A 13,192-nucleotide genomic window follows, 5' to 3' on the forward strand; every position below is an offset into this window, starting at 1 on the left:
GTCTCACAGCCGACAGTTTTCGGCGAGGACGCAAGTGACCGGCTGCCGCCACCGCGTGGCATCTTTCTCTGTGAGCCGAACGAGCCCACGGGCGGTATCACGGTCGACCAGCCGTAACCCGAGCGCATCGCCACGCCGGCACGCGGTCTCGGTGTGCAGGCGCAGCAGCGGCGCGTCGAGGACGATGTCATTGCCACTCGTTCGGGCAGCCAGGTTGATCTCGGCCAACTCGTCAGGCGCCAGGCCGCCGCATGCTCCCCGCCACCGCTGACCCGATCACCAGCATCTCGCCGTGCGCGTGGATGCCGATGCGGTGGCCCAGCGACCACCCCAGCGCGCGCAGCAGGGCCCGTTCGGTCACTCGACCGGAACGGTCCGGACCTGCCACACCGATCAGGACCTCGTCCTCCGACAGATCACTGGGAGGCCGGGGTACGGGCAGTGCCGGCATCGGCGCCGGACAGGGTCCCGGTCGATCGGACAGCGAGGCCGGGACGAGCACGCCGATGAGCTGTTCACGGTCGCGGCGGTGAGGTGATGTCATGGCCGGTCCAACCGCCCACGCACCACCGCGCACCGGGCACCAGGTACGGCTCCCCGACGCTTATGATCATCGATTACGGCAGATATGTCAGGTGCGCGCGAAACCGCGACAGGTCCACCATCGGTGAACTTCTACCAGAACCGGTGTCCGAGGCGCGAGTTGACCTCGAACTACATGGTCGTCCTGCGCGAAGAACTACTGCTGCGCTAGCCCCTTTGCAAGGGATCCCACGGTCATTGCGCGTTCGGTTGGTGGGTGCTTGAGCTGAGACTTGCGGGGTGAATGGCCTTCGGTGGAGGCGAGCGGGACGGGCGGGCCTGTTGAACACCGCGAGGACCGGGAGCAACAGGACCGCTCCTGTCAACGAAACGGCCCACGCCGGCCGGGCCCGCACAACGCGCAGCAAGGCCCAGCCCACCAGCGGCAGGGCACATACCCAGATGAGTACCAGGTCGATCGCCGGGCCGAGCCCGTCCAGTCCGGGATTTGGACTTGTGATCCCCTCCGGCCCTTCGTCCGGTTCAGGTGTCCGTTCCAGCAGGTCCTACGACAGGATCCCGTCATCCGCCCATGCAATCAGACAAGACTGTGGCATCGCCGCGATCCAATGTGGACTGGATGAGGTGATTGACCTCGCCTAACCGGCGCTCGTCGGTATCTTCTCTGAGCGTGAGGTGCAGGATCTTGGGCGAGTTCCGCGCCGGGCGACCGGTTGGCCCAGCCACACGCGATGCTGCTGTCGGTGACGACTGGCAGCTTCGGGTGGACTGGAGCGGGAATCCCGAGCGCCACGGTGCGGATCGTTTCCGGTGCGATGGCCAGCCGGTCGAGGAGGGCGCGGACGAGCTTGGCGGTGTCGTCGAGGCGGGCGTCCACACGGTTGACTTGCCCGACGCGGACCGCCCGCTGTGCACGCTCAGCGAATGCTGGGGCCGGGCGCGCCGTCCTGGTCGCGGAGCACCTGGGTCAGCTGCCGCCGCGAGGTGATGCCGAGCTTCCGGAAGACCTTGTTCATGTGGTACTCGACAGTGGAGTTGGTGATGAACAGCCTGGTGGCGATCTCGGCATTGGTGGCGCCGGTCGAGGCGAGGCTGGCCACCTGGGTCTCCTGCGGGGTCAGTCGGTGGCTGTCCGACACCGTGCGCTTGCGGGCTCGCTCGCCGGTGGCGAGCAATTCCCGGCGGGCCCGCGCGGCGAACAGGCCGGCGCCCATGTCGGTGAACATGTCGTGGGCGATCCTGAGCTGGGAACGCGCGTCCGTGCGCCGCTTCTGGCGGCGCAACCATTCGCCGTACAGCAGATGGGTCCTGGCCAGCTCGGTGACGATCTCGGTACGGCCGAACTCCTCGACCGCGGTGACGAAGAGCGCCTCGGCGGACTCGCCGGCCAGTAGTGCCTCGCAGCGGGCGAGCAGGCCCGCCGCCCAGGGCGTGGCGGCCACCTCCGCCCGTTCGCGTAGTCGGGCCAGGGCGCGCTCGGTGAGGTCGAGGTCTTCGGTTCGGGCGGCCGCTTCAATCAGCTCCGGCAGGATGTGGTTGCCCGAGCCGAGCGGGTCCGTGTCGAAGACCCGCACCGCCCAGCCGACCGCCTCCGGATAGCGGCCGAGGCTGTTCTCCAGCAGGGCGAGGTGCAGGTATGCCTGGGTGGACAGCGAGCCGATGCCGAGCTGGCCGACCCACAGCGTCAGGATGTCCTCGGCGCTCGCGCGGGCCAGCTGCTCGTGGCCCTGCCAGACGACAAGACCGATGCGGTGGGAGGTGTCGTCGGGCAGGCCGATCGCCCGGGTGATCTCGCTCGACTCGATGTATAGGGCCTCCGCCTCGCTGAACCGGCCGGCCCACACCTCCCTGCCGGCCAGGGTCTGCAGCGTGACCCGCAGCGCCTGGCTGGCGCCGTGCTGGCGGTCGAAGGTGATCAGGCGCTCGAGAGCGGCGCGGCCGCCGCGCTCCTCCCACAGGTCGTCGCTGGCGAACGCGGCGTAGACGGCCAGCGGCATGCCGAACTCGGCCAGATCCTGATCGTGCAGCAGCGCGGGCAGGGTCGCACGCATCAGCGGCTCGGCCGCGGCGTGCCCGGATACGATCCGGGTCGCGAAGGCGTCCAGCAGCAGGTCGGTCAGGGTCGGGGACCCGCCGGGTACGGCCGGGGTGCGCAGCACGGCCCGGGCCACGTCGGCGGGTCCGGCGTCCGAGGCGGCGTCGGGGTAGGCGAGGACGGCCGCCTGCAGGCCCTCGAACAGCATGCGGCGGACCATCGGCCGCTCGAGTCCGTCGATCGTCGCGATCGCGTTGAGCATGATCGGCGCGACGGCGACCAGCCGGGCGAAGAAGATCTCGATCGTGCCGCGCAGCAGCTGCGCCTGGGCTCGCAGGGTGGGCGTGGCCAGGCCGGCCGCGGCCTGTTCGAGCAGCGTCTGTGCGGCCACCGGGTCGCCGGACGCCAGCCGCGCCTGGGCCGAGGCGAACAGGCGGCGGGAGCGCTCGTGCGGGTCCGGGGTGAGCCCCGCCGCCCGGGACAGGAAGAGGGCCTGGGCTGTGTAGCCGCCCCGGCCGCGGGCGCGCTCGGATGCCTGCTCCAGTTCCTGCGCCACGCCCTCGTCCAGGCCCGTGGCGGCCTCGGCGAGGTGCCAGGCCCGGCGGTCCGGGTCCACGTCGCGGTCGATCACGGCGGCCAGCGCGTCGTGGGCGGCCCGCCGCTGGGCGGGCGGCGCGCTGGCGTACACGGCCGAGCGGATGAGCGGGTGGCGGAAGGCCAGGTCGCCCTGGGCGGACAGGACCCCCTCGGCCAACGCGGGATCGGCCGCGGTGGCCGGCAGCCCGAGCCGGTCGGCGGCCCGCCACAGCACGACCGAATCGTCGGCCGGCGCCACCGAGGCGATCAGCAGAAACGATTGGGTCGGCGCCGGCAGGGTGCGGATCTGGCGCAGGAAGTGGGCCTCCATGCGTGGCCCCATGGGCAGCGGTTCGGGCAGTACCCGGCCGCCGGCCAGGTGCTCGCTGGACAGCTCGCGGGACAGCTCGACCAGGGCCAGAGGGTTGCCACGGGTCTCGGCGACCAGCCGCGTCGCGACACGCCCGTCGAGCCGGCCCGCGCTTGCCACGGCGAGCAACTGGCGGGCCTCGTCCTCGGGCAGCCCGTCGAGTTGCAGCGCCCGCAACCCCTGCAGCGGCGGCAGGTCACCCGGGCCGCCCCGCACGGCGAGCACCAGTCCGATGCCGTCGGCGTGCAGGCGGTGACCCACGAAGGCCAGTACCTCCAGCGACTCCCGGTCGAGCCAGTGCGCGTCGTCGACCAGGCACAAGAGCGGCTGCTGGCCAGCTACGTCGGCCAGCAGCGTGAGTACGGCCAAGCCGATCAGGAAGCGGTCGGGCGGCGGGCCGGCGACGAGACCGAACGCCGCGCCGAGCGCGTCGCGCTGCGGTCCGGGCAGCCGCGGCAGCCCGTCGAGGAACGGCAGCAGCAGGCGGTGCAGCGCGGCGAATCCGAGCTGGGTCTCGACCTCCAGGCCCACGACCGTGGCGGTCTGCAGGTCGGGCGTGGCTGCGGCGAGGTAGTCCAGGAGCCGGGTCTTGCCGATGCCGGCCTCGCCGGTCAGCACCAGGCATCCACTCAGGCCCTCACGGAGGGTTCCGGCGAGTTCGTCCAGGGCCTGGCGTTCCGGTTCGCGGCCGAGCAGCGGCGGTGACCAACTCGTTGCGTCGGCCATTCTCTATCCTCGGTTCGTCGGACGGCTCCCTGGCCGCCACAAACCGTAATGATGACCCGGTGTCGGGGCAATGGTCAAAGAGTTGTGATGAGGCCCCCGTCAACGGTGTAGTCGGCGCCGGTCACGTTGGCGGCGCGGTCGCCCGCGAGATATACCACCAAATCGGCGACCTCGTCCGGTCTGGTGAAGCGGCCGGTCACCGAGCCGCCAGCGGCCTGCCGAGCGACGTCGTCGGCCGCGCCGCCGCCGTTGCGGGCGATCGTCGCGGCAACCCCGTCAGGGCCGAGCCACAGGTCCGTGCTGACCGGGCCGGGGCTGACCGTGTTGACCCGCACGCCCTGTGGCCCGACCTCCTTGGACAGCGACTTGCAGAAGTTGGCCAGGGCTGCCTTGGCCGCGCTGTAGTCGATCACCAGCGGGTCGGGCAACGCGGCGTTGACCGAGGCGATCGTGACGATCGAGCCCGCGGCGGAGCGCAGCAGGTGGGGCAGCGCGGCACGGGTCGAGCGCACGGCGGCGAGGAAGTTGATGTTCAGGGCGGTCAGCCACTCGTCGTCGCCGACCGACAGGAAGCCGCCGGTGCGCGGCCTGACGCCGCCGACGTTGTTGACGAGGATGTCCAGGCCGCCGTAAGCGGCGACCGCGGCGTCCACCGCCGCGGCCGGGCCGTCGGGGGTCGACAGGTCGACGGTGACGGGCCGTACGTCGGCCTGTTCGGCGAGCTTGGCCAGCTCGACGGTGACGCTGCGGGCGGCGGCAGCCACCCGGACGCCCTCGTCGGCCAGGGCCTGCGTCACGGCCAGGCCGATACCCTTGCTGGCGCCGGTGACCAGGGCCACCCGGCCGGACAGATGCATCTCCACAGTGGTTCCTTTCCTGGATCACGCCCGGCGTGGTGGTCGGGCCGCCACGCCGGGCGCACCCTGAATTAGTCGGTGGCGCGGGCCGCGGTGAGGATCAGGTCGGTGACGGCGTCGGGCTTGGAGAGCATCGCCAGGTGCGAGGCCGGCACCTTGGTGATGTGGCTGTGCGCCCGCTCGGCCATGCTCAGCTGCAGCGCCGGCGGCAGGATCGCGTCCTTGGTGCCGACCAGGTACCAGCTCGGCAGGGTCTTCCAGGCCGCGCCGGCCGACGGCTGCGACAGGGCGCTCAGCGTGACGGGGCGCTGCGAGGCGGCCAGTTGCGCCGCGGTGCCGGCCGGCAGGTCGCCGGCGAACAGCTGCGGGAACAGTGCGGTCTTGATGTACAGGTCGGCGTCGCCGGCCGGGGCGCCGGGGTAGGCGACGAAATCGAACAGCGCCGTCGGGTCGCCGCCGCCGCCCTGCAGGCTGAGCACGGAGTCGCCGACGTCGGGCACGAACGCGTCGACGTACACCAGCGCCTTCACGTCCGCATCCGCGGTCGCGGCGTTGGTGACGACGGCTCCGCCGTAGGAGTGCCCGACCAGGACGACCGGGCCGCTGGTGTGCTGCTGCAGGAACGCCGCCAGATAGGCGGAGTCGCTACTGAGGCCGCGCAGCGGGTTCGGGGCGGCCAGCACGGTGTACCCCTTGCGCTGCAACCGGGCCGTCACCGGTGCCCAGCTTGATGCGTCGGCCCAGGCGCCGTGCACGAGCACGATGGTGGGCTTGGGTTTGCCGTGGCCGGTCCCCGTGCTGCCCGACGCGGTATTGGCCGGCAGCGCGATGGCAAGGGCGCCCAGGACCGCTACCACCAGCATGGCGTGGACCCGCCGGCCGACGCCGCTCACGCCGATACCGCCAGATTGCGGTCCAGCCAGCTCAGCGTGGCCTCGGCCACCTCACGCCAGCCGTGGTCGATCGTCAGCGAGTGCGCCCGGTCGGCGAACTCCATGATCTCCGTGACCGCGTCCGAGTGGCGGTACTGCTTCAGCGTGGCCTTGGTGACCGCCTCCGGGACCGTGTGGTCCTTACCGCCCATGATCAGCAGCAGGGGGCCGCGCATCTCGTTGGCCGTGTCGACCTTCGCCGGTGAGTGCGGGTCGAAGTTCGCCGCGGCCGCCTCGAACAGCGGCCGGCCCGGTGCGGGGATCGCCCACTGCTCGAACAGGTCGTTGGACTCCTGCTCGTCGATGGCGTTGCCGAACGCGAACCGGAACTGCTCGGCCGTCAGCGATACCGCCCGGTGCTTGTTACCCGGGTTCTTGAACACGGGCAGGGTGGCCCGCAGCGCGGACAGCGGCAGCGGCAGCACGCCCTTGATCTGCGCGGCGTCGATGGCGACGGCCGCCGCGGCGAGGTCCAGGCCCAGCAGCTTCTGCGCGATCATGCCGCCGAAGGAGTGCCCGACCAGGACCGGCTTGACCGGCAGCCCTTGGATGATCTTTGCGAAGTGCTCGACGACGTCGTCGATGCCGTGGTCGGCGATGCTCTCCGGGTTGGCGCGTGCCTCGGCCACGGTGTCCGGGTCACCCGGCCAACCCGGGGCAGACGGCTCGTAGCCTGCCTCCCGGAACAGCTCCACCCAGGGACCCCACGACGTGGCGTGCAGCCACAACCCGTGGATGAAGATGACTGGATTCGGTGGTGTCATGACGGTTCCTCCGCTCAGCGCGTTCGGTCAGTCACAGACCACCATGGCCAGGGTCGCGTTCGAACCGGGGAAACACCCCAGTCCCCAGCGCCACCCCGAGGATCCGCACACCGGCTGGGTGGGTGCCGCTACGCGGCGAGGTGCGCGACCGGGCACCGTCGGGGGCTCCGGGAACCGACCGATCAGGCGGAGGTGAGGCAGGTGACCATCAGACCCATTCCTGCCGGTTGCGCACTGAATACTCATCCCCATCTATAGTTCACGGTGAGTGTGCAATTGACAACTCCTTGTGCCCATGTGAAGACATGCCGAAGGGCTCAGGCCGCAAGAGATCGCGGTCGACCGACGGAGTTCGACCAGCTCGTCACACGGTGAAGCGCACGGTCGTTGGACCGGGTGAGCTACTGCGGCGAGGTGGTCAGCATGAGCAACACCACGAGCATCGACGACGCCGGTTCGTTTTCCGGGTGGCTGCGCGTCACGTCGGCTCGCCAGAAGGGCCCCCGGCATAGTGTGTCAGCCACTGTTGGCGAGCTGCGGTTTGCGTTTTACGGTCGGATATCCACCGGCGAGTATCAGGACGCGCGTCATCGCGGGCCTGGCAGCTCGACTCCGCGAGACAGGCGATCGCCGGCCGCGGCCGCATCGTCGTGGAGTACTTCGACGTCGGCTGCTCCCGCCGCATACCTTGGCCGGAGCGACCGGAGGCGGCCGCGCTGCTGGCCGCCGCGAGGAATCCGTGCCGACCGTTCGACGCGGTGGTGCTCGGTGAGTACGAGCGCGGTTTCCACGGCGACCAACTCACCCACATCGCTGCCATGCTGACCTCATACGGCGTGCAGTTATGGTTGCCGGAAACGAACGGCCCCGTCGACCTCGATAGTCCCGCCCACCAAGCGCTGATGATGCTGCTGGGTCACCAGTCCAACCGGGAGATCCTGCGAGCCCGGTTCCGCACCACCATGGCCATGACCGCCCAGGCCCGAGACCAGAGCCGGCACCTGGGCGGCCGACCACCCTACGGGTACCGACTGGTCGACGCCGGTCCACACCCCAACGCGGTACACGCCCGGTGGGGCCGACGGCTGCACCGGCTCGATCCCGATCCGGTCACCGCGCCGCATGTCCGGTGGATCTTCGCGCAGCGCCTGACCGGGTACAGCACGGCAGCGATCGCCCGTGCGCTCAACGAGCGTGGCGTTCCCTGCCCGTCCAGCCACGACCCGGCCCGCAACAAGCACCGTCACGGCGACGGCTGGACGCTGCGGACCGTCGCGGAGATCCTGGCCAACCCGCGCTACACCGGCCGGCAGGTATGGAACCGACACCGCACCGACCACCACGAGACCATCCCCGGCGACACGCGAACCGGCCGCCCGCAGCGCCACCTTCCCAATCCCAAAGACCAGTGGGTGATCTCCAACCGGCCCGCGCATCCCGCGCTGGTCAGCGAGCAGGACTTCGTCGCCGTGCAAGCCATCAGCGCCACACCGCGGCCGGACACCGACGAGACTCACGTCTACTTGCTCGTGGGGCTATTGCGCTGCGGACTTTGCGGTCGCCTGCTCGAGTCGCATTGGGTGTACCGCAGCCCTGGCTACCGCTGCCGCCACGGCCACACCAGCGCCCGTGGCCCCAGCCCGGACCGGCCAAAGAACATCTACGTCCGGCAAGACACCGCGATCACCTACGCCGCCACCCAACTCGGCATCCCCGTCAACAACCCCGAACAGGTCGCTCACCAGATCCGCACCACCCACTGGACGATCATCTGCACACCAACCGGAATGGTCATGAGGCAGGAAGGTGAACGCCTGACCAAAACGTGAAACCCCTTGATGGGGGTTAACGTGTCCGAGGGGGGAGTTGCACCCCCACAGTCGGTTCCTATGCGCACTATGAGTGCGCATACCCAGATACTAGCGCATCTACTGACCGCGATGCTGGAAGCTGTTGAGCCAGTCGGCTCTTTGGGCCGCGGCCCCTCACAACGCCGATCGCCCTTAGCGGCTGGTCTCCTCGGTTACGGGGGCAGTTTGGACCACGGGCAGCGCGGCCGCCGCCCTTTCGCCTGCACTTCGGCGGAGTGGCAAAGACTCCCGTCACCTACACATCTGCCACCCGCGGATCCTCAGCTGTAGTCAAGCTCGGCGACGCCTGCCTCATCCAGCATGGAGAAGAACGTAGCGATTCGACCGGTGCGAGCGAACGGGCTGGTAGTCGTGAAGATGATCCGCTGGGCGGCCCGGGATAGCCCTACAAAGAAAGTTGAGGTCGACTCGATGGGGTCTCTGTTGTGGGCCCACCATTGGTCGTCGTCGAGGCCAAGGAAGATCACTGTGTGGTATTCCAGGCCCTTGCTGCGGTGCGCGGTCAGTAGCACGACTGCGTCTACGCACTCAAACCGCTCCAACGTATCGGTCCAACTGGTACTTGCCGTCGCGACAGCGGCAAGCCGCGCCTCGAACGCGCCCGTGACGATCTCAAGCTGCTCGTCTGGCGCTGCCGACCTGACGTACCGGCGGACCGCGGCGGTATCAAGCAGACTGAGCACGTAGTTGACGGCGTCCCGGGCTGGTGTGGAGTTTGGCGCATTCGCCCTGAGCCACGAGCGCAGCTCGACGGTCAGCTTCGACAGATCGTCGCCAACCCGCCGCTGCGCCACCTCGTCGCCCATAGCACCGTGCACCCGGGTGAGCGTCGCCAGCACTTCGCGCCACTCCTTGGGTAGGCCGCGTGGTTTGTCGGCGAGCCGCAACAGGCCCAGCAGCAGTTGAGCGATCTCGTGTTTCAGCAGGTCCTGTAGGCGCATCTTGCCGACGACGGCGTCGTCGTTGCGCACCTTGATGTCGTGGCGAGCCAGCTCGTCGCGGAAACGTGTCTCGAAGTCTGCAATCCGCTGCCTGGCGAGTAAGGCGAAGTCGGCTGGCACACGTCCGAACGTGGCAATGTCGGCTGCGATCCAATCGGCGATGACGGTGGCCTCCTGGTCGAGGCTGGAGAACATCCACACCTCGGCGGGGTTACCGTCGATGTCGGAATCCGCCTTGGAGATCGCTGGCGCGGCGCCGGGGTCGAGGTTGGTTGCGATTACGTGCTGGATCTGTACCAGGGTGCTGCTGGAGCGGAAGTTCCATGTCAGGGAGTAGGTGGTCGCGCCGAAGGCGTCGGCGAATCGTTCGAGCGCTTTGGGTAGAGCACCGGCCCAGCCCATGATCCGTTGTTTGCCGTCTCCGACGGCGGTGGCCGTCGGTCCGCCGCCGAACACGGAAGCGAGAAACGAGAACTGGGCGCTCGTGGTGTCCTGGAACTCGTCGACGAACACGAACGGGTACGTCATACGTAGGGCACGGCGCAGCTTCGGCACGGAACGCACCAGCAGTTCAGCCAGCCGGTTGAGCATGACGAAGTCCACTCTCGCCTTGCCATGCCCGAGATAGCGATCGCGCCACCACTGCAGCGCGGCGTAGCCGCTGACGTCATCCGGATCGCCGACCGGCACCGTGATTGGCAGGTCCCAGCCTCCGACGGTGTCGGCGACGAAGCGGCCTGGTCGCAAAGTCAAGACGTGGGAACGAATCAGCGCAGGGGCGGCAGGGCTAATGTCGCCGAGGAAATCTTGGACGTACCTCTCGGAGGGGAAGTCGATCTCGTAGCCGTTCGTTCTCCGCCAGCCTTGGGGCAGGGCGGAGGCGAACCGGTCGACTAGCCCCTTGGTGAACGCGTCGAATGTCATAGAGACGAAGCGGTCGCTGTGCTCGGGGATGCGGGCTGCGACCCGCCGCCCGAGGTTCGCGGCGGCGTCGCGCTTGAACGAGATCGCTAGGATGCGTTGCGGCCAAGGGCAGATGCCGGTCTGTAGCAGGTAGGCGGCCCGCTGCGCGAGGAACTCGGTCTTGCCGGCGCCAGGGCCAGCCACGACCGCCGTGTTTCCGACGTGCCGCAGCGCGTGCCAGGCGGATGGTTCGAGATCGTCGATATCGATTGGTCGCCAGTCTGCGGGCGGAATCATCGCGACAGGGCGCATCGGAGATGCACCCAACTCGTCGAAGTCGTCGAATCGGCTCACAATCCCACCTGTTTGCGGATGTGACGGTTGAGAGCGGTGATCACCTTCGGCGCGCGCGCCCGCAGATCGTCGTCGGTGAGGCGGCTCAGCGCCCGCAGATGGCTGCTCGGCTTCGAACGGCTCAGGAACAGGTAGCGATACCAACGTAGGCGGTGGGCACGATGTGGCGCCTTCCAGAACTCCTCATCGCTACTTTCTTCACCGATAACGGCGCCCAAGGCATCCGTCTGGCGTGGCCCGGCCTCGCCCCTCTCGCGCTTCGTGTACGCCGTGTGAAAGCGTTGGAGCATGATGTAGTCGAGGTCGAGCGGCTTGGCAAAGAAGATCCCGAACCTGCGCAGATGCTTGATGATCGGCCAGAGGTCGGAATACTTCAGGCCATCATGGATGTCGTCGACGTTGTTGTAGTTGGCCAAGCCCTCCAGCGGACTGATGCCGTTGTCGACGAGCCGCTTGCACGCGTCGCGCAGCCTGGCGGGACCTGCGCCGGCGCGGCCGTAGTCGAGGTCTAGTAGCGTCGCGTGCGGGATACTCAGGTCATTGAGCAGCTTCCACATGTGGTTCGTGTGCCGGCCGCCGAGCGGGACCACCGCGACGAACGACGGGTCGAGGTCGACGCCCTGAGCCTGCGCGATCCGCGGGATGACGAGCTGTTCGGTGTCGCCTTCGCCGAGCACGACGAATTTCGCGAAGTACAGCTCGGGGTGCGCGCGCACGGCCTCACGGACATACTTGCCCGCGGAAGTCGCGTCCGCGGGCAGCGTGATTGAGCGCACCGAAGCTGTCGCCGTCATCGGATCGCTGCGGAAGTAACGCAGGTCGTCAGGCTCGATACGCGTCAACACGCTGGCGGAGTGGCTGGACAAGACGGCCTGCGTCGCGTCGCCGGCGGCGAGCTGCCGCAGCTGGCTGACGATCCGGGAGAGGAAGAACGGCGACAAGTTGTTCTCGGGTTCCTCGACCGCGATCAGGGTCAGGTTCGGCAGCTGAGCGGCGTCCAACGTGAAGTCCGTCGGGTGCAGCCGATCATAAACGGCGGCCTCAACGTCCAGGGCCGCGGCAGTTAGTGCGAGGTGCAACAGCGACCGTTGTCCGTCGCTGAGCAGGCGAGCTGGACGCGCCCGTCCGGCGTGGTCCGGCTCGAAGACCAACTCGGTATTGCGCACCAGCTGGTCGAAATCGCCGTCGAGCAGCCGCAGCCTCGGCGACGCGTGTGTGCCAGCGTCGTGCAGTTCCTGCCACCGCGCGCTCAAGGCGCCCTCGACAGCCTTGACGACCGGCTCATCGTCGAATTGGTCTGCCACCTGGTCGGCGTGCTCGTTAACCATTACGCGCAGCTCATCCGACCACTGCGCGGCCCGCCATAGCCGGCCCCGCAGGAACGCGGTCACCTGACGTGCACCGTCCCGCGACGCCGGAATATAGATCATCTGAATGCGGCTGCGCTCGGCTGCTGGCAGCGGTGCGTAGTCCTCGTCGCCGTACTCTTCGGCCATGGTGCTGACCACGATGCGGGTCTCCGTGATTGTGCCGTCCACGGTGCCGTCGTCTTCCCACGTCGCTTTCAACACGATCCGGACCTTGAGTTCGCCATCGCCGTCGGCGGCCATGCGTGAGAAGAACTCCGGCACCGCCCGAGGGCTGACTGCCAATGGCTCCGGAATTTGATCGTCTTGGTCTTCGTCGAGATCGTCGTCGCCGATTTCCTCGTCGTCGCCGAGGTCGTCGTCTTCTTCGTCTTCTCCGCCGCTCTCGTCCGGCTCGTCGGCGTCTTCACCGCCGGCGTCCTGGGTGTCGTCGAGTTCAGAGAAGGCGAGCAACGCCTCGATCGTCAACTCACGGGTGGCCGGAACATGGACTTCATCGACCGGGATATGGAAGTCTTCCGCGCGTACTGCGCGGTCCTGCCCGGTAATCCCGAAGAGTCGCAGCAGCGCCTCGCAGGCGGCGGTCTTGCCTGTGCCGTTGGTACCGATGAAGGCTGTCAGTTCCGAGCCGAGGTCGATCCTGGTGCGTCCCGACCCGAAGCACTTGAAGTTTTCCAGCACGAGCGTCTCGATGAACATTCCCTACTTCCCCGTACATGCGCATGGGCGGGCTTCCGCGTCGAGTGCGGTATCGGACCTACGAGGTCGCGATCATCCTGCCATCCACTGGACCAACCGCCCATCACCCAGTCATCCATCCCGCACCGGATCTGGGTTAGCGCGATTCGAACCAAGGCGACACGTCGTCCGCCTCTTCCCGCCACGCAGGCGCGACCGGACTTTCGACGGAGCCGTTTAGGTGGAACGCGGGCTGCATTTGGCGCTCACCAATG

Annotated in this window: 9 protein-coding genes; 1 reads left to right on the plus strand and 8 read right to left on the minus strand. The window is 68.4% G+C overall.

What is annotated here, in order from left to right:
- Positions 1–3 precede the first annotated feature (3 nt).
- From Raf01_RS20905 to Raf01_RS20930, 6 genes are all read right to left on the minus strand, one after another.
- Positions 4–228, minus strand: coding sequence for a hypothetical protein (locus Raf01_RS20905; RefSeq protein WP_203919636.1), 225 nt, complete (start codon positions 226–228; stop codon positions 4–6).
- A gap of 4 nt (positions 229–232) precedes the next feature.
- Positions 233–544, minus strand: coding sequence for a hypothetical protein (locus Raf01_RS20910; RefSeq protein ID WP_203919637.1), 312 nt, complete (start codon positions 542–544; stop codon positions 233–235).
- 916 nt (positions 545–1,460) lie between these two features.
- Complete coding sequence (locus tag Raf01_RS20915) at positions 1,461–4,250, minus strand: helix-turn-helix transcriptional regulator (RefSeq protein WP_203919638.1); 2,790 nt, start codon at positions 4,248–4,250, stop codon at positions 1,461–1,463.
- Positions 4,251–4,324: 74 nt separating this feature from the next.
- Positions 4,325–5,107, minus strand: a complete 783-nt coding sequence (locus Raf01_RS20920) for an oxidoreductase (RefSeq protein WP_239133791.1) — start codon at positions 5,105–5,107, stop codon at positions 4,325–4,327.
- Between the two features lie 71 nt (positions 5,108–5,178).
- Entirely contained in the window at positions 5,179–6,000 is an 822-nt protein-coding gene (locus Raf01_RS20925; RefSeq protein ID WP_275413015.1) for an alpha/beta fold hydrolase, read from the minus strand.
- Positions 5,997–6,803 carry an alpha/beta hydrolase gene (locus tag Raf01_RS20930; protein WP_203919640.1) on the minus strand — a complete coding sequence of 269 codons (807 nt, stop codon included), beginning with the start codon at positions 6,801–6,803 and terminating at the stop codon, positions 5,997–5,999. Before Raf01_RS20930 ends, Raf01_RS20925 begins: the two co-directional genes overlap by 4 nt.
- A gap of 650 nt (positions 6,804–7,453) precedes the next feature.
- Here Raf01_RS20930 and Raf01_RS20935 point away from each other — a divergent pair.
- Positions 7,454–8,632 (plus strand): recombinase family protein, encoded by a 1,179-nt coding sequence (locus Raf01_RS20935; protein WP_239133778.1) that lies wholly within the window; start codon positions 7,454–7,456, stop codon positions 8,630–8,632.
- A 302-nt stretch (positions 8,633–8,934) separates the two neighbouring features.
- Here Raf01_RS20935 and Raf01_RS20940 read toward each other — a convergent pair whose 3' ends face one another.
- Positions 8,935–10,872 carry a UvrD-helicase domain-containing protein gene (locus Raf01_RS20940; protein WP_203919641.1) on the minus strand — a complete coding sequence of 646 codons (1,938 nt, stop codon included), beginning with the start codon at positions 10,870–10,872 and terminating at the stop codon, positions 8,935–8,937.
- Positions 10,869–12,938, minus strand: coding sequence for an ATP-dependent nuclease (locus Raf01_RS20945; RefSeq protein ID WP_203919642.1), 2,070 nt, complete (start codon positions 12,936–12,938; stop codon positions 10,869–10,871). The genes Raf01_RS20940 and Raf01_RS20945 overlap by 4 nt, the downstream gene beginning before the upstream one ends.
- Positions 12,939–13,192 lie beyond the last annotated feature (254 nt).

Origin of the sequence: Rugosimonospora africana (assembly GCF_016862975.1) — a bacterium.
Taxonomy (GTDB): domain Bacteria; phylum Actinomycetota; class Actinomycetes; order Mycobacteriales; family Micromonosporaceae; genus Rugosimonospora; species Rugosimonospora africana.